The following is a 25950-nucleotide window of genomic DNA, read 5'->3' as shown; positions in this document are numbered from 1 at the left end:
GGGTTCCTCAGGACTCCTGGGTGAGGGAGACGAGCACATCGTCCCCTTCGATCTTTACGGGATATACGGGGACGGGGCGCGTCGCGGGAAGACCGGACGGCTTGCCGGTGCGGAGGTCGAACGCGGAGCCGTGCAGCCAGCACTCGATCTGACAGTCCTCCACCTCGCCCTCGGAGAGCGAGACGTTCGCGTGCGAGCAGATGTCGTTGATCGCGAACACCTCCCCCTCGGTCTTCACGACCGAGACCGGCGTGCCGTCGAGTTCCACCCGCTTCGGGGTGTCCTCCTCCAGCTCGCTCAGCCCGCAGGCGCGTACGAAGGTCGTCATCAGACCGACGCCTCCAGCTCCTCGTCGATCCTGACGAGGAGGCGCTCCTGGATGTCGGCGACACCGATCTGCTGGACCAGCTCGGCGAAGAAGCCGCGGACCACCAGTCGGCGGGCCTCGTCGGCGGGGATGCCGCGGGCCATCAGGTAGAAGAGCTGCTCGTCGTCGAAGCGGCCGGTCGCCGAGGCGTGGCCCGCGCCGACGATCTCGCCGGTCTCGATCTCCAGGTTCGGCACGGAGTCGACGCGGGCGCCGTCGGTCAGAACCAGGTTGCGGTTCATCTCGTACGTGTCCGTGCCCTCGGCCTTGGCCTCGATGAGGACGTCGCCGATCCACACCGCGTGCGCGCCGTCGCCCTGGAGCGCGCCCTTGTAGGCGACGTTCGACTTGCAGTGCGGGGTGTTGTGGTCGACCAGGAGGCGGTGCTCCTGGTGCTGACCGGCGTCCGTGAAGTACAGACCGAAGAGCTCGGCCTCGCCGCCCGTGCCGGCGTACGCGACGCGCGGGTGCAGGCGTACGAGGTCGCCGCCGAAGGTGACCACGAACGACTTGAACGTGGCGTCCCGGCCGATCAGCGCGTTGTGCTGGCCCACGTGCACGGCCTTGTCGTCCCAGTCCTGGACGGAGACGACGGTGAGCTTGGCGCCGTCGCCCAGGATGTAGTCGACGTTGGCGGCGAGGACGGCGTCACCGGTGTGGTCGATGACGACGACAGCCTCGGCGAAGGCTCCCAGCTCGATGACCTGATGGCCGTAGGCGACCCCGCCCTCGCCGTGCACGGCGATGCGGATCGGCTCGGTGAGCACCGTCTCCTTGGGGACGGTGACGACACCGGCCTTCTCGAACGCGGAGTACGCCTGGGCGGCGACGCGGTCCACCGGGGTGCCCGCCCTGCCGATCCGGGCGTCGTCACGGCCGACGGTCTCGACGGTGACGCCCTCGGGGGCGCTCACGTCGACCTTCACGCCGTCGCCGGTGGCGACCGCGGTGCCGTCGTGCAGCCCGCGCAGGCGCTCCAGCGGGGTGAACCGCCACTCCTCCTCGCGGCCGTGGGGGACCGGGAAGTCCGCCACGTCGAAGGACGGGGGCGCGCTCATGCGCGTGGCGACGGTCGACTCGGCGGCCACCGCGATCTGGCCCGCGGTGGTGGAGCCCACGGGGATGTTCTGAGCCTCAGCCATGGCTGTCGGTCTGCTCTCTTCCTACGTCAGTTGCGATCCTCGGCCCGCCGAAAGAGGCGGGCCGTAAGCTGCCGGGGACTGCGGGTCCTAACCGACCGCGCCTTCCATCTGCAGCTCGATCAGCCGGTTGAGCTCCAGCGCGTACTCCATGGGCAGCTCCTTGGCGATCGGCTCGACAAAGCCGCGGACGATCATCGCCATCGCCTCGAACTCGGTCATGCCCCGGCTCATCAGGTAGAAGAGCTGGTCGTCGCTGACCTTGGAGACGGTCGCCTCGTGGCCCATGGACACGTCGTCCTCACGGACGTCCACGTAGGGGTACGTGTCGGAGCGGGAGATCGTGTCGACGAGCAGCGCGTCGCACAGCACGTTGGACTTCGATCCGGCCGCGCCCTCGCCGATCTCCACCAGACCGCGGTACGAGGTACGGCCACCGCCGCGCGCCACCGACTTGGAGACGATGTTGGAGGAGGTGTTCGGCGCCATGTGGACCATCTTGGAGCCGGCGTCCTGGTGCTGCCCCTCGCCCGCGAAGGCGATGGACAGGGTCTCGCCCTTGGCGTGCTCGCCCATCAGGTAGACGGCCGGGTACTTCATGGTGACCTTGGAGCCGATGTTGCCGTCGATCCACTCCATGGTCGCGCCCTCGTACGCCACGGCGCGCTTGGTGACCAGGTTGTAGACGTTGTTCGACCAGTTCTGGATGGTCGTGTAACGGCAGCGGGCGCCCTTCTTCACGATGATCTCGACCACCGCGGAGTGCAGGGAGTCCGACTTGTAGATCGGCGCCGTACAACCTTCGACGTAGTGGACGTAGGCGTCCTCGTCGACGATGATCAGGGTCCGCTCGAACTGGCCCATGTTCTCCGTGTTGATACGGAAGTAGGCCTGGAGCGGGATCTCGACGTGCACGCCCTTCGGCACGTAGATGAAGGAGCCGCCGGACCACACCGCGGTGTTCAGCGACGCGAACTTGTTGTCGCCGACCGGGATGACCGTGCCGAAGTACTCCTTGAAGAGCTCCGGGTGCTCCTTCAGGGCGGTGTCGGTGTCGAGGAAGATGACGCCCTGCTCCTCCAGGTCCTCGCGGATCTGGTGGTAGACGACCTCGGACTCGTACTGGGCCGCGACACCGGCGACGAGGCGCTGCTTCTCCGCCTCCGGGATGCCGAGCTTGTCGTACGTGTTCTTGATGTCCTCGGGCAGGTCCTCCCAGGACTCCGCCTGCTTCTCCGTGGAACGCACGAAGTACTTGATGTTGTCGAAGTCGATGCCCGAGAGGTCCGAGCCCCAGTTCGGCATGGGCTTCTTCTCGAACAGGCGCAGGCCCTTGAGGCGGAGCTTGGTCATCCACTCCGGCTCGTTCTTCTTCGCGGAGATGTCGCGGACGACGTCCTCGTTGATGCCGCGCTTGGCAGAGGCACCGGCCACGTCGGAGTCGGCCCAGCCGTATTCGTACGTGCCCAGACCCTCGAGCTCGGGGTGGGCGGTCTCCTCGATGGGGAGCGTCATGCGGGGTTCCTCCCGGCGGTGCTTGCGGATGCGTTGTGGCCGTGATCGGTCTTGGAAATCTTGGGGATGAACGTCGTGCAGACGCCGTCACCGTGCGCGATGGTCGCCAGCCGCTGGACATGTGTACCGAGCAGCTGGGAGAAGATCTCGGTCTCCGCCTCGCACAGCTGCGGGAACTGCTCGGCCACATGCGCGACCGGGCAGTGGTGCTGGCAGAGCTGCTCACCGACCGGTGCGCTGCGCGCCGTAGCAGCGTACCCGTCCGCGCTCAAGGCCTTGGCCAGCGCTTCGGTGCGCTCCTCGGGCGCGGCGGCCTCGACGGCCGCGCGGTACGCGGCGGCCTGGGCGGCGATCCGGGCGCGGGCGAAGGCGGCGACCGCCTCCTCCCCGCCCTCGCGCTCGGCGATCCAGCGCAGGGCGTCCGCGGCGAGCTTGTCGTAGGACTGGTCGAAGGCGTCCCGGCCGCAGTCGGTCAGGGCGAAGACCTTGGCCGGACGGCCGCGCGTACGCGCCCCGTAGACCCGCTGCTCGCGCGGCTGCACGATGTCGTCGGTGACCAGTGCGTCGAGATGGCGGCGGACGGCGGCCTGGGTGAGACCGAGACGTCCGGCCAGCTCGGCGACGGTCGACGGCCCGTGGTCCAGGATGGAGCGCACGACACGGTTGCGCGTGGAGCGCTCACCGGTCGCGAGTTCCTCCTGAGGGGCCCCCGTGGGGGTCTCCCGTGCCTCGCCGACGTTTTTCACAACGCCATTGTTGCGTAATTCCTCAGGGCCTGACAACCCGCGCCCGTCCGGCCGGGCGGTGCGCTGCGTCACTTAGGCATACCTAAACTGACCTGCGAAAACGATCTCTGATCGATCAATCCGGCGGCGGCGGAGGAGGCTGTCGGGAAGACTCCCCGGCCATGTCCGCACCCCCTCCGACCGGCCCACTCGTCACTCGGAACACGGTCGCCACCCAGCTCGACGGCCACGCGCCCGACTGCCGGCTCGGCGAGCGCAGCCCGTCGGCCGGACTGGCGAAGTTGGGGGCCCGGGTGCTGCTCCTCGGCGCGGGCTACGACACGTGCGCGAGCTTCCATCTGGCTGGGCCATGACGTCGAACGGGACCGTTCCGTCGTACGCGGCGCGGCGGACGTACGCCTGTTCCCCGTGGCGGACGCGAAACGGTGGCCGGCACTGCACCGTCCGGGTGACGAGGGGCTGCGGGGCCCCGCCCACCGAGGCCGTCGGCCGCGTCCCTAGACTTGGCGCTCATGCAGAGTGACCCCGTCGTCCAGGTCCAGGCCCTGGTGAAGCGGTACGGCGACAAGACCGCGGTGAACAGCCTCGACCTGGTGGCCGGGGCCGGTGTCACCGCCGTGCTCGGCCCCAACGGTGCGGGCAAGACCACCACGGTCGAGACCTGCGAGGGGTACCGGAGGCCGGACTCCGGCACGGTGCGCGTCCTGGGCCTGGACCCGGTGCGCGAAGCCTCCGCGCTGCGGCCGCGCATCGGGGTGATGCTCCAGTCCGGCGGGGTCTACTCCGGCGCGCGGGCGGACGAGATGCTGCGCCATGTCGCCAAGCTGCACGCCCGCCCCCTGGACGTGGACGCGCTGATCGAGCGTCTCGGCCTCGGCAGCTGCGGCCGGACGGCGTACCGGCGTCTGTCGGGCGGCCAGCAGCAGCGGCTCGCGCTGGCGATGGCCGTGGTGGGGCGTCCGGAACTGGTCTTCCTGGACGAGCCGACGGCGGGCCTGGACCCGCAGGCGCGCCGGGCGACCTGGGACCTCGTACGCGACCTGCGTGCGGACGGCGTCTCGGTCGTCCTCACGACCCACCACATGGACGAGGCGGAGCAGCTCGCCGACGACGTGGCGATCATCGACGGGGGCCGGGTCGTCGCCCAGGGCTCTCCCGAGGAGCTGTGCCGCGGTGGCGCCGAGAACACGCTGCGCTTCATGGGCCGCCCCGGGCTCGACGTCGGCTCGCTGCTCAAGGCGCTCCCGGCGGACTGCACGGCCGCGGAGCTGACACCGGGCGCGTACCGGGTGGGCGGCAAGGTCGACCCCCAGCTCCTGGCTACCGTCACCTCCTGGTGCGCGCAGCACGGGGTGATGCCGGAGAAGATCTCGGTGGAGCGGCACACTCTCGAAGACGTCTTCCTCGAACTGACCGGCAAGGAGCTGCGTTCGTGACCATCGCCGGTACGTACACGCCGAAGCCCGGCGCCGCCCCGCTGCCCCGCATGATCGCGGCGCAGGCGGCGCTGGAGACGAAGATGCTGCTGCGCAACGGCGAGCAGCTGCTGCTGACGGTGGTCATCCCGACGCTGCTGCTGGTCCTCTTCAGCTCGGTGGACATCGTCGACACCGGCAAGGGCAGGTCCGTCGACTTCCTCGCCCCTGGCATCCTCGCCCTCGCCGTGATGTCGACGGCGTTCACGGGCCAGGCGATCGCGACGGGCTTCGAGCGCCGCTACGGGGTCCTCAAGCGCCTCGCCGCCTCCCCCCTCCCCCGCTGGGGCCTGATGGCCGCGAAGACGGCGTCGGTGCTCGTCACAGAGCTCCTCCAGGTGATCCTGCTGACGGCGATCGCCTTCTCCCTGGGCTGGTCACCGCACGGCAACCCGCTGGCCGTCCTGCTGCTGCTGATCCTCGGCACAGCCGCCTTCTCGGGCCTCGGTCTGCTGATGGCGGGCACGCTGAAGGCGGAGGCGACACTCGCGGCGGCGAACCTGGTCTTTCTGCTCCTTCTGGTGGGCGGCGGTGTGATCGTCCCGCTGGACAAGTTCCCGGACGCGGCGCAGGACGTCCTCGGCCTGCTGCCGATCTCGGCCCTTTCGGACGGGCTGCGGGACGTGCTGCAACACGGGGCGGGGATGCCGTGGGGGGATCTGGGGATCCTCGCCGTGTGGGGAGTCGTGGGGCTGGCGGCGGCCGGGAAGTTCTTCCGCTGGGAGTAGCTCCCCAGGAGCACCCGGCGTGGCGGAGCGGACCCTCGTGAAACCGTGCACAAGCGTCCCGCCTACGATGGTGCGCGTGCCAAACGTGACCCGTGCCGATGCCCTCGCCGCCGCGCGCAACCCCCTCGCCCTCATCGCCGAACGCTGGACTCCGGCCCCCCGGACGGTTCGGCGCGCGGCCCTCGCCGCGCTCGTCATGGCGGTGGTCATCGTGGTCACCGGCGGTGCCGTGCGGCTGACCGGGTCCGGGCTCGGCTGCCCGACCTGGCCCAAGTGCACCGACGACTCGCTGACCACCACCAGCGCGATGGGCTTCCACGGCGTCATCGAGTTCGGCAACCGCATGCTGACGTACGTGCTGTGCGCGGCGGTCGGCTGGGCGATCATCGCGGCGCGCTCGCAGAAGCCGTGGCGGCGCTCTCTCACCCGGCTTGGCTGGGCGCAGTTCTGGATCGTCATGAGCAACGCGATCCTCGGCGGCATCGTGGTCCTGGTCGGCCTCAACCCCTACACGGTCGCGGCCCACTTCCTGCTCTCCACGGCGCTCATCGCCGTCGCCACGCTCATGTGGCAGCGCGCCTGCGAGGGCGACGGGGCACCGCGCCCGCTGGTCGGCAAGGCCGTCCAGCAGCTGGTGTGGTTCCTGGTCACCGCCTCCGTGCTGCTGATCGCGGTCGGCACGGTGGTCACCGGTGCGGGTCCGCACGCGGGTGACTCGAGCGACGTCGAGCGCATGCCGCTGGACTGGGAGACCGTCAGCAAGCTGCACGCCGTCCTGGCCTGGATCGTGGTGACGCTGACCTTCGCCCTGTGGTTCGTGCTCAAGGCGGTCGACGCCCCCAAGGGCCCGCTGCACCGCACCCGCGACCTGTTCCTGATCCTCCTCGCGCAGGGCGTCATCGGTTACGTCCAGTACTTCACGGACCTCCCCGAGGCCCTGGTCGCCCTGCACATGCTCGGCTCCTGCCTGGTCTGGATCGGCGTGCTCCGGGTGCTGCTGTCGCTGCGCGAACGTCCCGAGGCCGTGGCGGACCTGCCGGGTCCTTCGACGGAGTCGGCGCTCACGCGCGCGTGAGCGGTTCGTAGGTGGCGACAAGGCCGTCGATGGCGGGGCCCAGGTAGGCCCTCGTGAGCTCGGCCCGGCGTGCCGTCCACTCCTCCGTGGGCGGCGCGGGGTCCGCGTATCTCCGCCGCCCGATGTCCTCGACCACGTCGGCGGGCGCCCCCAGTCCGGGAAGTGCCGCCAAGGCCTCCTTCTTGGAGATCAGGCGGCCCTCCCGCAGGGTGACGGTCGCACGGGCGAAGGTGACCATCCCCAGGTCGACCCAGACGGACTGCTTCCACAGCCGGGCCTTGCGCACCGCGGGCCGCCAGAACTCCTTCTGGTCCCGTACGACGAAGGCGTCGAGTTCGCGGTCCGGGGTGGGCGGGAGCAGGTCCTTCGGCGGTTCGCCGTGCAGGACCAGGCCGAAGGCGTGCAGTTCCCGGCGGGTGACCGGAGTGACCGGGCGCTTCATCAGGCGGTCGTGCGCCCAGGTGAGATGCGACCGCTCCGCGCCGGCCACGGTGTCCGGCGTCAGATAGCTGCAGTGCAGCTTCTCGGCGAGCGCCTCGTCGGCGCGCAGCCGCCGGTGCAGCCGCGCCACCTCGCGCACGGTGCCGAGCGGGACCGGACCCTCCAGGACTGCGATCAGGTCGAGGTCGCTGCGGCCCTCCTGGTAGTCGCCGCCGGCGAGCGAACCGTGCGCCCACACGGCGACCGGGGCGAGGGCGCGCAGATCGGCGAGGAAGCGGTCGAGGAGACGAGCCGTGGCGTCATCGGTCATCCGCACAGTCTGAAGTCAGCTGGTGTTCCGGTGAAGAGGGTTCACTCCACCCCGTAGACCCGCCGCGCGTTTCCCGCCGCGATGAGCCCTGCCACCCGCTGTGCGTCCGCCAGCGACCAGGCCCCCTCGGCGACCCAGGCGCCGAGCACCCGTGCGAGCGCCGCACGGAAGAGATGTGCGCCCACCACATGGAGTTCCGGCAGACCATGTGCCCCGCTGGAGAAGAGAATCTTGCCGAAGGGCGCCAGCTCCAGGATCTCCGAGAGCACGGCCGCCGCCCCCGCCCCCGTCCGCACCAGCGCCGCGCCCAGGTCCGCGTACACATGCGGGAAGACGCCGGCCAGATGTGCCGCGTGCCGGTGGTACGGATAGCCGTGCAGCAGGACGAGGTCCGTGCCGAGCCCGGCGGTGGCCCGGACGAAGTCGGTGAGCAGGACCGGGTCGGTGCGGTCGATGCGCAGCCCTGGTTCGCCGAGCCCGGAGTGCAGTTGCAGGGGCCGGCCCGAGGCCACCGCGATCCACAGCAGATGCCTCAGCAGGACCGGGTCCGACAGCGGGCCGCCGACCCTCCGGCCCGCGAGCCAGCGCCCCGCCGCGCCCCGCACCTCCCCCGGCCCCGGCGGCTCGGGCGCGAGCGCCAGTCCGTGCCGTACGCCCGCGACCGAGGTGAACGCCACGGCGTCGGCGGCGGTCCCGTGGACGGACTCGGCGAGATTGGCGAGAAACGACTCGACGGTGCCGGAGGTGTCGGCGACCTGTTCGGCGAGCAGTTCGAGGCGGACGATCTCGTGCGCGTCGGCGGCCCCGGCCGAGGCCATCTCGCCGGGTCCGGTGAGATCGCCGGGCAGCCCGGTGTCGACGAGATACGTGGTGATGCCGCTGCCGCGCAGCAGCCTGCGGCCCGATTCCAGAACGCCGAGTTCACGGCGTCGGGCCAGATAGCGGGCCGGCGGGCAGTGCGGCTCCAGACCGAGCAGCGGCGGACACCAGCGGCGTACCGCGAAACCCGTCTGGGTGTCGAACAGGGTGGTGCCGGGGGCGGGCGGGCCCTCGGTACGGGCGAGGTGGGCCTCGAAGGTGCCGAGACCCAGCTCCGTACGCAGTACGCCGTGGCAGTACTGGTCCACCAGGGACGGCGTTTCGATCATCCCAACTCCCCCGCGACTGGACCGTGCCTCTTCAGGTCCTAACGGGTGAACCGGGCGTCAGGTGTTGGTCATGCACACCCCGTGCGAACGTCCGATGGTTGTCGGCCGGACACCGCGGGGTCCGGCCGACGCGTGCCGGCCGTGCGGCCGCGACCGTGCGGCGGTCGCGGTGTCAGCCGTTGCTCGGGCCGCCCACCTGGATCCCCGCCATGCGCGTCCACTCGTACGGCCCGGTCTTCACCTTGGCCGCGAATTCGCCGTCGAACGCCTCGTGAACCGTGACGCCGGCCTTCTCCACCGCCTGCTCGGCGACGGCGTACGTGGGTGCGACGAGGTCGCCCCAGGCGTCGTCCTCGCCGACGAGCACGATCCGGGTGCCGGCCTGCCCGATGTACGCCACATGCGCCTCGGCCCCGCCGTGCGTCTTGGCGAAGGCGTTGATCTCCTTGGCGAGCTTGGCCGCCTTGCGCTCGGCCCTGGCGGCCTGCTTGGCGTCGGTGCCCTCGTCAACCTGCTGCGTGTCTGCCATGGCCAGGATGCTACCGACGGGTAGATCGAACGGCGACGGGAGGGGTGCGTGGCCTTGACCACGCTCCCTCAGAAGGTGTCCTAGCGGAGGAAGGGGTCCTAGCGGAGGAAGGGGTCCACCGCGACGGCGACGAAGAGGATCGACACATAGGTGATGGACCAGTGGAACAGGCGCATCTCCTTGAGCTTGCCGCCCGTCACCTCGGCCTTGGCGCGGTTCTGCAGCCCGTGCGCCTCCCACAGCCAGAAACCGCCGGCCAGCAGGGCGACCAGGGTGTAGAACCAGCCCGTGTAGCCGAGCGGGGTGAGCAGCAGCGAGACGCCGACCATCACCCAGCTGTAGATCACGATCTGGCGGGCGACCACCTTGTTGGAGGCGACGACCGGCAGCATCGGCACGCCCACGCGCGCGTAGTCGTCCTTCACCTTCATGGACAGCGGCCAGTAGTGCGGCGGCGTCCAGAAGAACATGACGAGGAAGAGGATGACCGGCGCCCAGGACATCGAGTCGGTGACCGAGGACCAGCCGATGAGCACCGGGAGGCAGCCCGCGATGCCGCCCCACACGATGTTCTGCGACGTACGCCGTTTGAGGATCATCGTGTAGACGACGACGTAGAAGAGGAGCGCTCCGAGCGACAGCCAGGCGGACAGCCAGTTGACGGTCAGACCGAACAGCAGCGTGGAGACGACCGCCAGCGTGATGCCGAAGGCCAGGCACTCACGCGGGCTGACCATGCCGGTCACCAGCGGCCGCTGCGAGGTGCGCTCCATGAGGGCGTCGATGTCACGGTCGATGTACATGTTCAGCGCGTTGGCGCCGCCCGCGGAGAGGTAGCCGCCGAGGCAGGTCAGCAGGACGAGGCGCAGGCTCGGAACCCCTTGCTCCGCCAGGAACATCACCGGAACGGTGGTGATCAGCAACAGCTCGATGATCCGCGGCTTGGTCAGCGCCACGAACGCCTTTACACGGGCCCCAAACGGCCGCTGGCCCCGGCTGCTGCTCGTGGTGAGCACTCCCGGTGGACGGGATTCGACGGCCGTCACGTACACCCCTGACAGAGACATCCCAGCAAGCCTCCGGGTGTGAACTCCCGGTAAAGGCTCGCGCGTACCACGCCACTGTAGACGTTGCCCAGACCCCGGCCTTCGCGGGGGTGGGCTCGTGTTGGGAGGCACCGCGCGGAGGGCTGATCCGGAGGTCGGCCGAGGCGTCCGAGGCCGCTCGGTACGACATCTTCCGAAGAGCCGATCACCACTCAATTGAGCACTCGGACGAGCGGCTCCGTATTCACCTGCCGAATGCGGAATGGACCGGTCGGGAGGCGGATCCCGGAGAGTCCCGGCAGTCTGGAATGACTCGAAAAAACGCACGTACTTACGGGGGTAGGCTCGACAGCGGCCGGTGGGCGCCAAGCACATCGGCATGACATGTGGAACATGTGGAGAGGAGCCCTGACTCAGGGTGAGCACCAAGCCGACCACCACAGACCTCGAGTGGACCGAGTTGGACCAGCGGGCCGTGGACACCGCCCGCGTCCTGGCCGCCGATGCCGTACAGAAGGTCGGCAACGGCCATCCCGGTACGGCGATGAGCCTCGCGCCTGCCGCGTACACCCTCTTCCAGAAGGTGATGCGGCACGACCCGGCGGATCCCGACTGGGTCGGGCGCGATCGTTTCGTCCTTTCCGCGGGCCACTCGTCCCTGACCCTCTACACCGAGCTCTACCTGGCCGGGTTCGGCCTGGAGCTGGACGACCTCAAGTCCTTCAGGACCTGGGGCAGCCGGACTCCCGGCCACCCCGAGTACGGGCACACGCCCGGCGTGGAGACGACGACCGGCCCGCTGGGCCAGGGTGTCGCCAACGCGGTGGGCATGGCCATGGCCTCCCGCTACGAGCGCGGTCTGTTCGACCCGGACGCCGCACCCGGCACCTCCCCGTTCGACCACTTCATCTACGCGATCGCCGGTGACGGCTGCCTCCAGGAGGGCATCTCCCACGAGGCGTCCTCGCTGGCCGGCCACCAGAAGCTCGGCAACCTGGTCCTGCTGTGGGACGACAACCACATCTCGATCGAGGGCGACACCGAGACGGCCGTCTCCGAAGACACGGTGAAGCGCTACGAGGCGTACGGCTGGCATGTGCAGCGCGTGGCCCCGAAGCCGGACGGCGACCTCGACCCGCACGCCCTCTACGACGCGATCCAGGCCGCCAAGGCGGTCACGGACAAGCCGTCGTTCATCGCGATGCGCTCGATCATCGCCTGGCCCGCGCCGCACGCGCAGAACACCGAGGCCGCGCACGGCTCGGCGCTCGGCGAGGACGAGGTCGCGGCCACCAAGCGCGTCCTCGGCTTCGACCCGGAGAAGAGCTTCGAGGTCGCCGAGGAGGTCCTCGCCCACACCCGTGAGGCCCTCGACCGCGGCCGCGAGGCCAAGGCCGAGTGGGAGAAGGGCTTCGCCGCCTGGCGCACCGCCCAGCCGGAGCGCGCCGCCGAGTACGAGCGCATCGCCGCGACCGAGCTGCCGGCCGGCTGGGAGGAGAAGCTCCCGGTCTTCGAGGTGGGCAAGGGCATCGCGACGCGTGCCGCGTCCGGCAAGGTCCTCCAGGCACTCGGCGCGGTCATCCCCGAGCTGTGGGGCGGCTCCGCCGACCTGGCCGGCTCGAACAACACCACGATCGACAAGAACTCCTCGTTCCTGCCGGCGGACAACCCGCTGCCGGAGGCCGACCCGTACGGCCGCACGATCCACTTCGGCATCCGCGAGCACTCCATGGCCGCGGAGATGAACGGCATCGCGCTGCACGGCAACACCCGTATCTACGGCGGCACCTTCCTGGTGTTCTCCGACTACATGCGCAACGCCGTCCGCCTCTCCGCGCTGATGCACCTGCCGGTGACGTACGTGTGGACCCACGACTCCATCGGTCTCGGCGAGGACGGCCCCACCCACCAGCCCGTCGAGCACCTCGCCTCGCTGCGCGCCATCCCCGGCCTCAACGTCGTGCGTCCCGCGGACGCCAACGAGACGGCGATCGCCTGGCGCGAGATCCTCAAGCGCTACACCAAGGTGTTCGGCAAGGGCGCCCCGCACGGCCTCGCGCTGACCCGTCAGGGCGTACCGACGTACGAGCCCAACGAGGACGCGGCCAAGGGCGGTTACGTGCTCTTCGAGGCCGAGGGCGGCGCTCCCGAGGTCATTCTCATCGGCACCGGCTCCGAGGTGCACGTCGCCGTCGAGGCGCGCGAGCAGCTCCAGGCCGCGGGCGTGCCGACCCGGGTGGTGTCCATGCCGTCCGTGGAGTGGTTCGAGGAGCAGGACCAGGGGTACCGGGACAGCGTCCTGCCGCCGTCGGTGAGGGCGCGGGTCGCGGTCGAGGCAGGTATCGGTCTTACCTGGCACCGGTTCGTCGGAGACGCCGGACGCATTGTTTCGCTGGAGCACTTCGGTGCTTCGGCCGATGGCAAGGTGCTCTTCCGGGAGTTCGGTTTCACTCCCGAGAACGTCGCCGACGCCGCCCGGGAATCGATCGCCGCAGCCCAGCGCTGACGCTGATATACGACACGTAGGAGATGCATTTTCCATGACAGACGCACTCAAGCGCCTCTCCAAGGAAGGCGTCGCGATCTGGCTGGACGACCTGTCGCGCAAGCGGATCACGTCCGGCAACCTCGCCGAACTGATCGACCAGCAGCACGTCGTGGGCGTCACCACCAACCCGTCGATCTTCCAGAAGGCCATCTCTCAGGGCGACGGTTACGACCAGCAGGTCTCCGACCTCGCCGCCCGCCGGGTCACCGTCGAAGAAGCCATCCGCATGATCACCACGGCGGACGTCCGCGACGCCGCCGACATCCTGCGCCCGGTCTTCGACGCCACCGACGGCCAGGACGGCCGGGTCTCGATCGAGGTCGACCCGCGCCTGGCCCACAACACCAAGGCGACGGTCGCCGAGGCCAAGCAGCTGGCCTGGCTGGTCGACCGCCCCAACACGCTCATCAAGATCCCGGCCACCAAGGCGGGCATCCCGGCGATCACGGAGGTCATCGGCCTCGGCATCAGCGTCAACGTGACGCTGATCTTCTCGCTCGAGCGCTACCGCATGGTCATGGACGCCTACCTCGCCGGCCTGGAGAAGGCCAAGGAGCGCGGCCTGGACCTGTCGAAGATCCACTCGGTGGCGTCCTTCTTCGTGTCCCGCGTGGACACCGAGATCGACAAGCGGATCGACGCCCTCGGCACGCCGGAGGCCAAGGCCGCGCGCGGCAAGGCGGGCCTCGCCAACGCCCGGCTCGCCTACGAGGCGTACGAGGCGGTCTTCTCCACCGACCGCTGGCTCGCCCTCGACAAGGCGCAGGCCAACAAGCAGCGCCCGCTGTGGGCCTCCACCGGCGTCAAGGACCCGGCGTACAAGGACACCATGTACGTCGAGGAACTGGTCGCGCCGAACACCGTGAACACCATGCCGGAGGCCACTTTGGAGGCCACCGCGGACCACGGCGAGATCCGGGGCAACACCATCGCCGGCACGTACGAGCAGGCCCGCGCCGACCTCGACGCCGTCGAGAAGCTCGGGATCGCGTACGACGACGTGGTCCAGCTCCTGGAGGAAGAGGGCGTCGACAAGTTCGAGGCGTCCTGGAACGACCTGCTCAAGTCGACCGAGGCGGAGCTCCAGCGCCTCGCCCCCTCGGAGGGCTGAAACCTTGTCGAGCAGCAACCCGCTGCGTGACCCCGCAGACCGACGGCTCCCGCGTATCGCGGGGCCGTCGGGCCTGGTCATCTTCGGCGTCACGGGCGATTTGTCACGTAAAAAGCTGATGCCAGCCGTGTACGATCTCGCCAACCGCGGGCTGCTGCCGCCGGGCTTCTCGCTCGTCGGCTTCGCCCGCCGCGACTGGGAGCACGAGGACTTCGCCCAGGTCGTCCACGACGCCGTCAAGGAACACGCCCGTACGGAGTTCCGCGAGGAGGTCTGGCAGCAGCTCATCCAGGGGATGCGCTTCGTCCAGGGCACCTTCGACGACGACGACGCCTTCGAGCGGCTGCGCGACACCATCGGGGAACTGGACAAGGCACAGGGCACGGGCGGCAACTTCGCCTTCTACCTGTCCGTGCCGCCGTCCGCCTTCCCGGTGGTCATCCAGCAGCTCAAGAAGCACGGCCTGGCCGACCAGTCGGACGGCTCCTGGCGCCGCGCGGTCATCGAGAAGCCCTTCGGACACGACCTCAAGTCGGCCGAGGAGCTCAACGCGATCGTCCACGAGGTCTTCGGCTCGGACCAGGTCTTCCGCATCGACCACTACCTGGGCAAGGAGACCGTCCAGAACATCCTGGCGCTGCGCTTCGCCAACACGATGTTCGAGCCGATCTGGAACCGGTCCTTCGTGGACCATGTGCAGATCACCATGGCCGAGGACATCGGTATCGGCGGCCGCGCCGGCTACTACGACGGCATCGGCGCCGCCCGTGACGTCATCCAGAACCACCTGCTCCAGCTGATGGCACTGACCGCCATGGAGGAGCCCGCCTCCTTCGACGCGGACGCGCTCGCCGCCGAGAAGACCAAGGTGCTCGGCGCCGCCAAGCTGCCGAAGGACCTGAGCAAGAACACCGTCCGCGGACAGTACGCGGCCGGCTGGCAGGGCGGCGAGAAGGTCGTCGGCTATCTCCAGGAAGACGGCATCGACCCCAAGTCGAAGACCGACACCTACGCGGCCGTCAAGCTCGAGGTGGACAACCGCCGCTGGGCGGGCGTCCCCTTCTATCTCCGTACCGGCAAGCGCCTGGGCCGCCGCGTCACCGAGATCGCGGTCGTCTTCCAGCGCGCCCCGCACTCCCCCTTCGACCACACGGCGACGGAGGAGCTCGGCCAGAACGCGATCGTCATCCGCGTCCAGCCCGACGAGGGCATCACCGTCCGCTTCGGCTCCAAGGTGCCCGGCACCTCGATGGAGATCCGGGACGTCTCGATGGACTTCGCGTACGGCGAGTCGTTCACCGAGTCCAGCCCGGAGGCGTACGAGCGGCTGATTCTGGACGTGCTGCTCGGCGACTCGAACCTCTTCCCGCGCACCGAGGAGGTCGAGCTGTCCTGGAAGATCCTCGACCCGATCGAGGAGCACTGGGACAAGCACGGCAAGCCCGCGCAGTACCCCGCGGGCACGTGGGGTCCCGTCGAGGCGGACGAAATGCTCGAACGAGACGGACGGAGCTGGCGTCGCCCATGAAGATCGACCTCACGGACACCACTGCCAGCAAGATCAACAAGGGGCTCGTGCAGGCCCGCCGCGCCATCGGCACGCCCGCCGTCGGCATGGTGCTCACCCTGGTCATCGTCACCGACGAGGAGAACGCCTACGACGCCCTGAAGGCCGCCAACGACGCCTCGCGCGCGCACCCCTCGCGCACGCTCGTGGTCGTCAAGCGGGTCTCGCGCTCGCCCCGGGACCGCACGAAGTCGCGTCTGGACGCCGAGGTACGGGTCGGCGCGGACGCCGGCACCGGCGAGACGGTCGTCCTTCGCCTGTACGGCGAGGTCGCGAACCACGCCCAGTCCGTCGTCCTGCCGCTGCTGCTGCCGGACGCGCCCGTGGTGGTCTGGTGGTCGGTGGACGCCCCGCGTGACCCGGCCAGCGACCCCCTCGGCGCCCTGGGCCAGCGCCGGGTCACCGACAGCTACGCGGCGGAGAAGCCCGTCGACGAGCTGCGGGCCCGCGCCGAGAGCTACGAGCCGGGGGACACCGACCTGGCGTGGGCCCGGATCACCCCGTGGCGCTCGATGCTGGCCGCCGCCCTCGACCAGATCAACTGCGAGGTCATCTCCGCCGAGGTGGCGGGCGAGGAGTTCAACCCGAGCGTCGAACTGCTGGCCATGTGGCTCGCCGACCGGCTCCATGTGCACGTCCGGCGCGTGATCTCCGCCGGTCCCGGCCTGACCCAGGTCCGGATGGAAACGACCGGTGGCCCCATCACGCTGCACCGGTCGGACGGAACGATGGCCACGCTGGCGCTGCCGGGGCAGCCGGACCGCGCGGTGGCGCTCAAGCGCCGCGAAACGTCCGGGTTGCTCGCGGAGGAGCTGCGCAGGCTCGATCCGGACGACACCTACGCGTCGGCGCTCCGGTTCGGGGTGGACCGGCTCGGCGGGACCCACTCGGCCTCGCGAAGGTCCGAGGCTCCCGCACAGGCCACGACGCCACTCCCGGTCCGGCCGGTGCAGGAATCGGCTGAGCCCAGCCGGACGGCCGCGTCGGCTCCCGCGCCGGCCTCCCCGGCGGGCGACAGCGAGGTCGGCCGTCCGTCTCCGGCCCAGATGCCCCCGGTCAAGAAGGCAGACCCGCAGTGAGTACTCCCCAACTGGTCGTGCATCGCGACAAGGAGCTGATGGCGCAGGCCGCCGCGGCCCGGCTGATCACGAAGATCGTGGACGCGCAGGCCTCCCGCGGCTACGCCTCGGTCGTGCTCACGGGCGGCCGCAACGGCAACGGCCTGCTGGCCGCGCTGGCCGCCGAGCCCGCCCGGGACGCCATCGACTGGGGCCGGCTCGACCTGTGGTGGGGCGACGAGCGGTTCCTGCCCGAGGGCGACCCGGAACGCAATGACACCCAGGCCCGTGAGGCGCTGCTGAACGCGGTGCCGCTGGACCCCAAGCGGGTGCACGCCATGCCCGCGTCGGACGGCCCGCACGGCTCCGACGCGGACGCGGCGGCGGCCGCGTACGCGGAGGAGCTGGCCAGGGCGGCCGGGCCCGAGAACCATGGCGCGGTCCCGACCTTCGACGTCCTGATGCTGGGCGTCGGCCCGGACACGCATGTCGCGTCGCTCTTCCCGGAGCACCCGGCGGTGCGGGAGACGGAGCGGACGGTGGTCGGTGTGCACGGAGCGCCGAAGCCCCCGCCGACCCGGATCACGCTCACGCTGCCGGCGATCCGGGCCGCGCGTGAGGTGTGGCTGCTGGCGGCGGGCGAGGACAAGGCGGAGGCGGCGGCCATCGCCCTGTCGGGCGCGGGCGAGCTCCAGGCCCCGGCGGCCGGCGCCCACGGCCGCTCCCGCACCCTGTGGCTGCTGGACGCGGCGGCGGCCTCGCAGCTGCCGCGCTCGCTGTATCCGCCGGCTCTGGCCTGACGGCTGGCTGCGGCACGACGAGGGGGCGGTGGGGCGGTTCTTCCGCCTCGCCGCCCCCTTCGTCTTCGTCCCGCGCTACTTGACGGAGCCCGCCATCACCCCCTGCACAAAGTGCCGCTGGAAGGCGAAGAAGACGACCACCGGCACCACCAGGGACAGGAACGCCCCCGGCGCGAGTACGTCGATGTTGCTGCCGAACTGCCGTATCTGCGACTGGAGTTCCACCGTCAGCGGCTGTGCGGAGCTGTCGGCGAAGAGCAGGGCGACGAGCATGTCGTTCCAGACCCAGAGGAACTGGAAGATCGCGAGGCTCGCGATGGCCGGGCGGCCGACCGGAAGGACGAGCCGGGTGAAGATGCGCCACTCGCTGCCGCCGTCCATGCGGGCGGCCTCCAGCATCTCCCGCGGCATCTCGGCGAAGTAGTTGCGCAGCAGGAAGATCGCGAAGGGCAGCCCGTAGGAGACGTGGAAGAGCACGACGCCCGGGATCGTGCCGAACAGGCCCAGCTGGCCGAAGAGTTTGGCCACCGGCAGCAGCCCGATCTGGACGGGCACCACCAACAGGGCCACGACGAGCAGGAAGAGCGCCTCCCGGCCGGGGAACTCCAGCCAGGCGAACGCGTATCCGGCGAGCGCCGCGATGACGACGACGAGTGTGGTCGCCGGGACGGAGATCAGCACGGTGTTCCAGAACGCCTGCGTCATCCCCGCATTGCCCAGCAGCGCCGAGTAGTTGTCGAAGGACAGCTGTGCGGGACTGGTCAGAGCCGTCCACCAGCCGCCGCGCGCCTGGTCCTGCGCGGACCGCAACGACGACAGGAACAGTCCGGCGAGCGGGGTGAGCCAGATCAGCCCGACCAGCACGAGGAAGGCCTGTATCAGGCTGTTGCCGAGCCCTCGCCTGAGCGCGTTCATCGCTGACTCCCTCGGAAACGGCGGACGTTGAAGACCATGGCCGGGATGACCAGCAGCAGGAGCAGCACTCCGAGCGCGCTGCCCAGGCCCTGGTTGTTGCCGCCGCCGAAGGACACGAGCCACATCTGGGTGGCGAGCACGGTGGCGTCCTCCTGCACCGGTCCCGGCGCGATGATGTAGACGAGGTCGAAGACCTTCATCACGTTGATCACCAGGGTCACGAAGACCACCGTGAGTACGGGTCCCAGCAGCGGCACGGTGATCCGGCGGAAGATCTGCCACTCCCCCGCCCCGTCCATCCGGGCCGCCTCCAGCGCGTCCCGGGGCAGCGCGGCCAGTCCGGCACCGATCAGGACCATGGCGAAGCCGGTCCAGATCCACAGGTACGCCCCGATGACGGCCGGCGTGACGAGCGCCGGGCCGAGCCAGGAGACGCCTTCGTAGGGCGGCGCGAAGTTCGACGCGGGCAGCCGGAGCGTGTACGAGCCGGAGCCCAGGTCCCCGAAGCGGAAGGAGCCGTCGGCGGCGGTCGTGGCGCGCGCGGCCGTCTTCCCGTCGCGCACCGCCTCGACCCGCATCCCCGGCAGCCCGCTCTCCGCCTTGTCGGCCTTGCCCTGCCGGCCTCCCCCGCCGGGGGTGAAGTCCAGGTAGACGACACCGCGCAGTTCGTCCGGGGCGGACGTGCGCCCGGCGGCCGTGTACGCCGGCCTCGCGTCCTTGGGCAGGTCGTCGGGGCGTACACCGACCAGTCCGAGGCTGACGGTGCGGCCGGGGGACACGCCGTCGGCCGTACCGTACGAGCCGTCGCCTGCCCTGGTCAGGCCCTGGCCGTCGCGGGCACGGGCGGTCGGGTAGGAGGACGTGCCCGCGAAGGCGTCGTGGACGCCGACCACGGCGGCGTTCAGCACGCCCTTGTCGGGGTCCTCGTCGTAGGCGAGCCGGAAGATGATGCCCGCGGCGAGGAAGGAGACCGCCATCGGCATGAACAGCAGCAGCTTGAACGCCGTCGCCCAGCGGATCTTCTCGACGAGCACGGCGAGGACCAGGCCGAGCCCGGTGAGCAGGGTCGGGGCGACGACCACCCAGATGGTGGTGTTGCGGATGGCCTTGAGCGTGGCGGGGTCGCGGAACATCTCGGCGTAGTTGTCGCCGCCCACGAACCGGGTGCCGGAGGCGTCGAAGAAGCTGCGCCCGACGGTGAACAGCACGGGATAGACGACGAGCGCGCCGAGCAGGAGCAGGGCGGGGAAGACGAAGACGAGGGCGATGATCCGGCCGCGGCGCCTGGCCCGGCGCCTGCCGTCGGCCCGGGGGGCGGCCGGGGGGCTCGTCTCTTTCACGAGGGTGGCGGTCATGGCGATCAGTCCTGGTAGGCCTTGGCCGCCGCGCGCTCCAGCTCGGCGGCGGTCGCCTTGGGGTCGGACGGGTCGCGCAGGAAGTCCTGGAGGAGCTTCCACTCGCCGGTGCCCTTGGTGCCGCCGAACGCGGCCGGGGCCTGGTCGGACATGTCGAAGCGGACCGAGTCCCCGGCGGCGATCAGGGACTTGGCCGTCTCGCGGGTGACGTCGTCGCCGTAGGAGGCGAGGTCGACCTTCTTGTTCGGGGAGAGGAAGCCGCCGGCCCCGGCCCAGACGGCGGACGCCTCGGGGGTGGCGAGGTACTCCAGGAACCGGGTGGCGGCCTTCTGGTTCTTGCCGTCCTTCAGGACGACCGCCGCGTCGCCGCCGCTGACCACGGGTGCCTTGCCGCCGTCCACCGCGGGGAAGGGGAAGAAGTCGGCGTCCTGGCCGATCTTCTTGTCGAACTGGTCCTTGGCGACGCCGGCGACGAAGTCGCCCTCGTAGACCATGCCCGCCTGTGCCTCGGGTCCGAAGACCTTCTCGACGGAGCCGGGGAAGTCGGTGTTCAGGGCGCCCTTCTGGCCGCCGGCTATCAGCTGCTTGTCCTTGAAGAGCCTGCCGAGGGTGGTGAGGGCCTCGACCACGCTCGGGTCGGTCCACTTGATCTTGTGGGCGGCCAGGGCGTCGTACTTCTCGGGTCCGGCCTGGGAGAGGTAGATGTTCTCGAACCAGTCGGTGAGGGTCCAGCCGTCCTGTCCGGCGACGGAGAAGGCCGCGAGGCCGGAGTCGGACACGGTGTGCCCGGCCTTCAGCATCGCGTCGTACGTCTTCGGCGGCTTGACGCCCGCCTGGTCGAGGGCGTCGGGGCTGTACCAGACGGTCGACTTGTGGGCGGCCTTGAAGTACAGGCCGTACAGGGTGCCGTCGACGCTGCCGTACTTCTTCCAGACACTCGCGTAGTTGGCGTCGACGGACTGCTGGGCGGTCCGGGAGAGCGGCTTGAGCCAGCCCTTCTTCGCGAACTGCTGGAGCACGCCGACCTGCGGGACCATCACCACGTCGGGAGCGTTGCCGCCCTCGATCTTGCTGCCGACGACCGTGGAGACGTTGTCGCCGGTAGAGGTGAACCGGGCCGACGCGCCGGTCTTCTCGGTGAAGGCGTCCAGGACCTTCTGGAAGTTCTTCTGCTCGCTCCCGGACCAGACACCGGCCACGGTGATCGTCTGCCCGCTGAGCGACTTGCCGCCGCCACCCGCGGCGACGGGGCCGCCTCCGCAGGCGGTGGCGCCCAGGGCCAGGGCGAGGGCGGTGCAGCTGGCGAGCAGGGTCGTACGTCGTCGCATCATCGTTGATGTCCCTTCGAGGGGTGAAGAACTGACGGAGATCCGGAGGGCCCGGGAGTCACTCAGGGGTTGGTGGAGTCGCTGATCCACCAGGCGGCCGTCGAGCCGGGCAGGACGCCGGGCGCGCAGGGGCCGCTGGACAGCAGGGGGGTGCCGGAGACGGGCGCGGGCGTGGGGGCCGTACCGAAGTTGACGGCGCACACCAGGCCGTCGCCGCGGACGAAGCCGAGGACGCCGGGCGGGGTGTCCAGCCAGCGCAGCGTCCCTTCGCCCAGCTGGGGCAGTCCGGCGCGCAGGTGGAGCCCGTCGCGGTAGAGGTGCCAGAAGGAGCGGGTGTCGGCGAGGGCGCGGTCGGTGGCGTACTCGGCGAAGTAGGCGGGCTGCGGCAGCCACGGCTTGGCGCTCTCGACGCCGGGGGTGAAGCCGAACGGCGAGGCGTGCCCCGACCACGGCAGCGGCACCCGGCAGCCGTCGCGGATCCGGGCACGGCTGCCGGTCCGGTGGAAGATCGGGTCGGTCAGCACGTCATCGGGCAGGTCGACGACCTCGGGAAGGCCGAGCTCCTCGCCCTGGTAGATGTACGCGGCTCCGGGCAGCGCCAGCATCAGCAGTGCGGCGGCGCGGGCCCGGGCGGCGCCCAGACCGCTGCCCTCGGTGCCGAGTTCGCCGTAGCGGGTGACCGTGCGGACCTGGTCGTGGTTGTTGAGCACCCAGGTGACGGTGGAGCCGGTGCCGGCGATGTCCTGCATGGCCTCGGAGATGACCTTGCGGAAGGCGTCGTCGTTCCAGGGCGCGCTCAGCAGGTCGAAGAAGAATGCCTGGTGGAGTTCGTCGTGGCGTACGTACTGGGCGTGTTCGCGCGCGGTGGGCACGGAGACCTCGCCGACGAGCAGCCGCTCGCGGCCGTCGCGGGCGGTGTACTCCTCGCAGACCGTGCGCCAGTGCCGCCAGACGTCGTGCACCTCGGGCTGGTTCCAGGCCAGCGGGTTGACCGAGTCGCGGGTGCGGGCGTCGGCCTCGGGGTCGGGCGAGTCGGGCAGGTCGGGGTGCTTGAAGAGGCCGGCCGCGACATCGATGCGGAAGCCGTCGACGCCCCGGTCCAGCCAGAAGCGCAGCGCGTGGTCGAAGTGGGCGCCGACCTCGGGGTTGCGCCAGTTCAGATCGGGCTGCTCGGGCGTGAACATGTGCAGGTACCACTGGCCGGGCGTGCCGTCCGGCTCGGTGATGCGGGACCATGCGGGGCCGCCGAACATGGCGTGCCAGTTGTTGGGCGGCTCGGCCCCGTCCGGGCCGCGGCCGTCGGCGATGTGGAAGCGGGCGCGGGCCGCGCTGCCGGGCGCCGAGTCCAGCGCCTGGGAGAACCACGGGTGCTCGCTGGAGCAGTGGTTGGGGACGATGTCGAGGAGCACCTTGATGCCGAGCCGCCGGGCGTCCGTCATCAGCAGGTCGAACTCCGCGAGATCGCCGAAGAGCGGGTCCACGTCGCAGTAGTCGGCCACGTCGTAGCCGTGGTCGTGCTGCGGGGAGGGGTAGAAGGGGCTCAGCCAGATGCCGTCGACGCCGAGCTTCTTCAGGTACGGCAGTCCGGCCCGGACCCCGGCGAGATCGCCGATCCCGTCCCCGGTGCTGTCCAGGAAGCTGCGGACGTACACCTGGTAGATCACTGCGTCGCGCCACCAGTGGTGCGTGTTGAGGGACACCCGTCGACCTGTCTGTTCGTGCCAGCGGTTATGCATGCATGTTAAGTAGGCATGTCGAAGAGGTGTCAACGAGTAGGCAGGAAACAGCGGAAAGTTGGTCCCTTACGCCCCATTTTATGGACGCCTTTGAGGCCGCAGCGAGATCAGCGCGATACCTAACATGTAACTAAGAAGAGCTGAGACGACCGCGTGAAGGGTCAGCCGCGGTGCGAGATGTCCGCCAGCTCCCGCGCCAGTCGCCGTACCGCCGTTGTCGGCGTCTCGTGCCCCGTCATCGCGTCGCGCACCACGGCCTGCACGGCCAGGCTGACCTGGTCGTAACGGGGACTCTTGGGACGCGGGGCGGCGGCGAGCACGCTCGCGCGCAGCGTCGGCAGATAGGGGAACTTCCGGATCAGCGCCGGGTCCCGGTAGAGCGCCGCCCGTACGGGCGGCAGCGCACCCCTGGTGAGGACCTGCCGCTGCACCGGCTCGCTGGTGAGGTACGCGATCAGGCGGGCGGCCGACCCGGGATGCCGGGCATGCGCGTTGACCGCGAGATTGGAGCCGCCGAGCACACTCGCGCCCGGGCCGTCGGGTCCGGGCAGCGGCACCGCACCGATCTTCCCGGCGACCGCGGAGCCCTTGCCCGACGCGCCGACGTAGGCGTACGGCCAGTTGCGCAGGAAGAGCAGATGTCCGTCCTGGAAGGCCTGCTTGGACTCTTCTTCCTTGTACGCGAGCGCCGTCTTCGGGATCCAGCCGTCGCGCACGCCGCGGGCGAGGAACCCGATGCCCTCACGGGCCGCGGCGGAGTTCACGGTGACGCGTTCGCCCTCGTCACCGAGGATCGTGCCGCCCGCCGAGTAGACCGCCTCGGCGGCGTTCACGGTGAGCCCCTCGTACGGCAGGAACTGGCCGGCGTAGCCGTCGAGCCCGTACTTGGGGGCGATGTCCCTGGCCTGCCGCTCCAGCTCGGCCCAGGTGCGCGGCGGCGGGACACCCTCCTTGGCGAGGACGTCCTTGCGGTACAGGAGGAGCCCGGCGTTGGTGACGTACGGGACGGCGTACAGCCTTCCGTCGTACGTCGCCGTGTCCACGACCGGCGGCAGGAAACTCCCGAGCGGGAAACGCGACCGCTCCAGCGGCGCGATCCAGCCGGCGGCGGCGAACTCCGAGGTCCAGGCGACGTCGATGTTGAGGACGTCGAAGCGGCTCCGGTCGCCGCCGCGCAGGTCGGTCGTCATCTGCGCGTGGGTCTCGTCGGCGGAGTCCGGCAGTTCGACGAGGGTGACCCGCTCGCCGGGGTGGGTGCGGTTCCAGCCGTCGAGCAGGGGTCCCAGATAGTTGGTGAGGTCGCCCGCGGTGGCCAGTGTGAGCGGGCCGCGACCGCCTTCGCGGGGCCCGTCGGACTGCGTGCCCGAGGCCACGTAACCGGTCAGGATCACCGCCGCGACCAGGAGGCCCCTACCGGCGGCGTGTATCCACCGCATAGGTTCCTCCCTGTACACCGGCGCCGGGCACCGTCGCCCGGAGTCAGAGGCCATGTATACCTGTTAGGTATGGGCGATACTAGGGCCTGCGACACATTGGCCCCCGGCACACCGGCCTGCGGCACAGAACAAGAACGCGAGGAGGAGAGCGGGAGTGCGGCTGCCCCTCCTGGCGCTGCTTGCGCGTGGCCCGGCCCATGGCTACGAGCTCAAGCAGGACCTTGAGCAGATGCTGGGTGCCGCGTACCCTCAGCCGAACGTCGGCCAGATATATGTGACGCTCGGCCGCCTGGAGAAGTCCGGGCTGATCGAGGGCGAGGAAGTCGAGCAGTCGAGCCGGCCCAACAAGAAGATCTACCACCTCACCGATGCCGGGCGGGAGGCGCTGCGCGCCTGGTACGAGGAGACGGCGGACGAGCCGCGGGTGCGGGACGAGTTCTTCATGAAACTCGCGCTCGCCCCGACGACCGGTCTCGCCGACCGGATCGCCCTGATCAACAAACAGCGGCGCCAATACCTGAACACCATGCGCAGTCTGTCGAAGCTCGCCGCGGCCGAGAACCGGGACAACCGCATCGCCCAGTTGCTCGTCGAGGGCGCCATGCTGCATCTCCAGGCCGACCTCGACTGGCTGGAGCGCTGCCAGGAGGAGTTGGAGGAGCTGGAGTGAGCCACACCGCTCCTTTGGTGCGCGCCGAGGGTCTGGTCAAGACCCACTTCGGCGAGGGTGCGCCCGCGTACGCCGTGCGCGGGGTGGACCTCGCCGTGCGGCAGGGCGAGTTCGTGGCCGTCACCGGCCCGTCCGGTGCCGGGAAGTCGACCTTGCTGCATCTGCTCGGCGGGCTCCAGCGGCCGGACAGCGGCTCCCTCTGGCTGGACGGCGAGTGCACCGACGCGTACGGCGAGGCCCGCTGGGCGGTGGAGCGCAGGCGCCGTATCGGCATCGTCTTCCAGTTCTTCAACCTGGTGTCGAACCTGTCGGTCGCCGACAACGTCGAGCTGCCGGCCCTGCTCGCCGGGGTCTCTCCCAAGCGGGCGCGCGCCGAGCGCGAGCAGCTCCTCGCCGAGCTGGGCCTCGAGGGCAAGGAGCGCAGCATGCCGGGCGAGCTGTCCGGTGGCGAGCAGCAGCGGGTGGCGCTGGCCCGGGCCCTGGTCAACCACCCGCCCCTGCTGCTGGCCGACGAGCCGGCGGGCAGCCTCGACAGCAAGGGCACGCGCGAGGTCATGCGGCTGCTGACCCGCTTCCACCAGCGCGGCCAGACCATCGTGCTCGTCACCCATGACGCCCGGCTCGCGAGCGCCGCGGACCGGGTGATCAGCTTCTTCGACGGGCGCATCGCCGACGACGCGGAACTCGACGGCACCCCGTCGCGCGGCGCCGGGATATCCGGCGTGCTGGAACTGAGGGACTGATCAGCCGTGCACGACCATCCGCAGCGGGACCGCTCCGTCGTACGTGAGCCCTGGGGCGAGCCGAGCGCACACGGGCCGAGCGCACACCGGCCGAGCGCACACGAGCCGAGCCCGTGGCCGGTGCCCGGTCGGTACGGCCGCCGTGGCGCGGGCGGACTGATGCA

General features: G+C 70.3%; 24 protein-coding genes. 11 read left to right on the top strand and 13 right to left on the bottom strand.

Annotation, left to right across the window (positions count from 1 at the left end):
• Window positions 1-7: 7 nt before the first annotated feature.
• From SAVERM_RS32545 to SAVERM_RS32530, 4 genes are all read right to left on the bottom strand, one after another.
• The gene (locus SAVERM_RS32545; protein WP_010987727.1) at window positions 8-328 is read right to left on the bottom strand and encodes a bifunctional 3-phenylpropionate/cinnamic acid dioxygenase ferredoxin subunit; all 321 of its coding nucleotides are present in this window, start codon (window positions 326-328) and stop codon (window positions 8-10) included.
• A complete protein-coding gene (gene sufD, locus SAVERM_RS32540; protein WP_010987726.1) occupies window positions 328-1509 on the bottom strand; it encodes a Fe-S cluster assembly protein SufD in 1182 nt (393 codons plus the stop codon). The genes SAVERM_RS32545 and sufD overlap by 1 nt, the downstream gene beginning before the upstream one ends.
• Window positions 1510-1596: 87 nt before the next feature.
• Window positions 1597-3021, bottom strand: coding sequence for a Fe-S cluster assembly protein SufB (sufB, locus tag SAVERM_RS32535; protein WP_010987725.1), 1425 nt, complete (start codon window positions 3019-3021; stop codon window positions 1597-1599).
• On the bottom strand, window positions 3018-3767 hold the full coding sequence (locus SAVERM_RS32530) for a helix-turn-helix transcriptional regulator (protein ID WP_010987724.1): 750 nt from the start codon (window positions 3765-3767) through the stop codon (window positions 3018-3020). Before SAVERM_RS32530 ends, sufB begins: the two co-directional genes overlap by 4 nt.
• A gap of 161 nt (window positions 3768-3928) precedes the next feature.
• On the opposite strand from SAVERM_RS32530, the gene SAVERM_RS45995 reads away from it, so the two are divergent.
• The 4 genes from SAVERM_RS45995 (at window position 3929) to SAVERM_RS32510 (ending at window position 7045) form a co-directional block, all read left to right on the top strand.
• Window positions 3929-4120 (top strand): AAC(3) family N-acetyltransferase, encoded by a 192-nt coding sequence (locus SAVERM_RS45995; RefSeq protein ID WP_010987723.1) that lies wholly within the window; start codon window positions 3929-3931, stop codon window positions 4118-4120.
• 159 nt (window positions 4121-4279) lie between these two features.
• Entirely contained in the window at window positions 4280-5203 is a 924-nt protein-coding gene (locus SAVERM_RS32520; protein ID WP_037646954.1) for an ABC transporter ATP-binding protein, read from the top strand.
• 50 nt (window positions 5204-5253) lie between these two features.
• Entirely contained in the window at window positions 5254-5970 is a 717-nt protein-coding gene (locus tag SAVERM_RS32515) for an ABC transporter permease (RefSeq protein WP_042494602.1), read from the top strand.
• Window positions 5971-6037: 67 nt separating this feature from the next.
• On the top strand, window positions 6038-7045 hold the full coding sequence (locus SAVERM_RS32510) for a COX15/CtaA family protein (protein WP_037646848.1): 1008 nt from the start codon (window positions 6038-6040) through the stop codon (window positions 7043-7045).
• Here SAVERM_RS32510 and SAVERM_RS32505 read toward each other — a convergent pair.
• The 4 genes from SAVERM_RS32505 to SAVERM_RS32490 form a co-directional block, all read right to left on the bottom strand.
• A complete protein-coding gene (locus tag SAVERM_RS32505; RefSeq protein ID WP_037646847.1) occupies window positions 7032-7796 on the bottom strand; it encodes a nucleotidyltransferase domain-containing protein in 765 nt (254 codons plus the stop codon). The two genes, SAVERM_RS32510 and SAVERM_RS32505, sit on opposite strands and share 14 nt — an antisense overlap.
• Before the next feature lie 41 nt (window positions 7797-7837).
• Entirely contained in the window at window positions 7838-8944 is a 1107-nt protein-coding gene (locus tag SAVERM_RS32500) for an amidohydrolase family protein (protein WP_010987718.1), read from the bottom strand.
• 172 nt (window positions 8945-9116) lie between these two features.
• Window positions 9117-9473, bottom strand: coding sequence for a hypothetical protein (locus tag SAVERM_RS32495; RefSeq protein ID WP_010987717.1), 357 nt, complete (start codon window positions 9471-9473; stop codon window positions 9117-9119).
• A gap of 98 nt (window positions 9474-9571) precedes the next feature.
• A complete protein-coding gene (locus tag SAVERM_RS32490) occupies window positions 9572-10525 on the bottom strand; it encodes a heme o synthase (RefSeq protein WP_037646846.1) in 954 nt (317 codons plus the stop codon).
• Window positions 10526-10937: 412 nt separating this feature from the next.
• Here SAVERM_RS32490 and tkt point away from each other — a divergent pair, with 412 nt between their 5' ends.
• The 5 genes from tkt to pgl are packed head-to-tail and all read left to right on the top strand — an operon-like array spanning window position 10938 to window position 17603.
• The gene (tkt, locus tag SAVERM_RS32485; protein WP_010987715.1) at window positions 10938-13025 is read left to right on the top strand and encodes a transketolase; all 2088 of its coding nucleotides are present in this window, start codon (window positions 10938-10940) and stop codon (window positions 13023-13025) included.
• A gap of 34 nt (window positions 13026-13059) precedes the next feature.
• Window positions 13060-14178, top strand: coding sequence for a transaldolase (gene tal, locus SAVERM_RS32480; RefSeq protein ID WP_010987714.1), 1119 nt, complete (start codon window positions 13060-13062; stop codon window positions 14176-14178).
• A 4-nt stretch (window positions 14179-14182) separates the two neighbouring features.
• On the top strand, window positions 14183-15706 hold the full coding sequence (gene zwf / locus SAVERM_RS32475; RefSeq protein WP_010987713.1) for a glucose-6-phosphate dehydrogenase: 1524 nt from the start codon (window positions 14183-14185) through the stop codon (window positions 15704-15706).
• A complete protein-coding gene (gene opcA, locus SAVERM_RS32470) occupies window positions 15703-16824 on the top strand; it encodes a glucose-6-phosphate dehydrogenase assembly protein OpcA (RefSeq protein ID WP_010987712.1) in 1122 nt (373 codons plus the stop codon). The genes zwf and opcA overlap by 4 nt, the downstream gene beginning before the upstream one ends.
• Window positions 16821-17603, top strand: coding sequence for a 6-phosphogluconolactonase (gene pgl, locus SAVERM_RS32465; protein ID WP_010987711.1), 783 nt, complete (start codon window positions 16821-16823; stop codon window positions 17601-17603). The genes opcA and pgl overlap by 4 nt, the downstream gene beginning before the upstream one ends.
• A gap of 75 nt (window positions 17604-17678) precedes the next feature.
• Here pgl and SAVERM_RS32460 read toward each other — a convergent pair whose 3' ends face one another.
• The 5 genes from SAVERM_RS32460 to SAVERM_RS32440 all read right to left on the bottom strand — a co-directional run bounded on the left by SAVERM_RS32460 (window position 17679) and on the right by SAVERM_RS32440 (window position 24373).
• Window positions 17679-18518, bottom strand: a complete 840-nt coding sequence (locus SAVERM_RS32460) for a carbohydrate ABC transporter permease (protein ID WP_010987710.1) — start codon at window positions 18516-18518, stop codon at window positions 17679-17681.
• Complete coding sequence (locus SAVERM_RS32455) at window positions 18515-19873, bottom strand: carbohydrate ABC transporter permease (protein ID WP_010987709.1); 1359 nt, start codon at window positions 19871-19873, stop codon at window positions 18515-18517. Before SAVERM_RS32455 ends, SAVERM_RS32460 begins: the two co-directional genes overlap by 4 nt.
• Window positions 19874-19878: 5 nt before the next feature.
• Window positions 19879-21204, bottom strand: a complete 1326-nt coding sequence (locus SAVERM_RS32450; RefSeq protein ID WP_037646845.1) for an ABC transporter substrate-binding protein — start codon at window positions 21202-21204, stop codon at window positions 19879-19881.
• A 59-nt stretch (window positions 21205-21263) separates the two neighbouring features.
• Complete coding sequence (locus tag SAVERM_RS32445; protein ID WP_042493825.1) at window positions 21264-22937, bottom strand: glycoside hydrolase family 13 protein; 1674 nt, start codon at window positions 22935-22937, stop codon at window positions 21264-21266.
• Window positions 22938-23098: 161 nt separating this feature from the next.
• A complete protein-coding gene (locus tag SAVERM_RS32440) occupies window positions 23099-24373 on the bottom strand; it encodes an ABC transporter substrate-binding protein (protein ID WP_037646843.1) in 1275 nt (424 codons plus the stop codon).
• 154 nt (window positions 24374-24527) lie between these two features.
• On the opposite strand from SAVERM_RS32440, the gene SAVERM_RS32435 reads away from it, so the two are divergent.
• Entirely contained in the window at window positions 24528-25043 is a 516-nt protein-coding gene (locus tag SAVERM_RS32435) for a PadR family transcriptional regulator (RefSeq protein ID WP_010987705.1), read from the top strand.
• Complete coding sequence (locus SAVERM_RS32430) at window positions 25040-25786, top strand: ABC transporter ATP-binding protein (RefSeq protein WP_010987704.1); 747 nt, start codon at window positions 25040-25042, stop codon at window positions 25784-25786. Before SAVERM_RS32435 ends, SAVERM_RS32430 begins: the two co-directional genes overlap by 4 nt.
• The last annotated feature ends 164 nt before the right edge of the window (window positions 25787-25950 follow it).

The sequence above is a fragment of the Streptomyces avermitilis MA-4680 = NBRC 14893 genome, from assembly GCF_000009765.2.
Classification (GTDB): Bacteria; Actinomycetota; Actinomycetes; order Streptomycetales; family Streptomycetaceae; genus Streptomyces; species Streptomyces avermitilis.
Note: the sequence above shows the minus strand (reverse complement) of the source record. Positions and strands in the feature narration are given on the sequence as shown.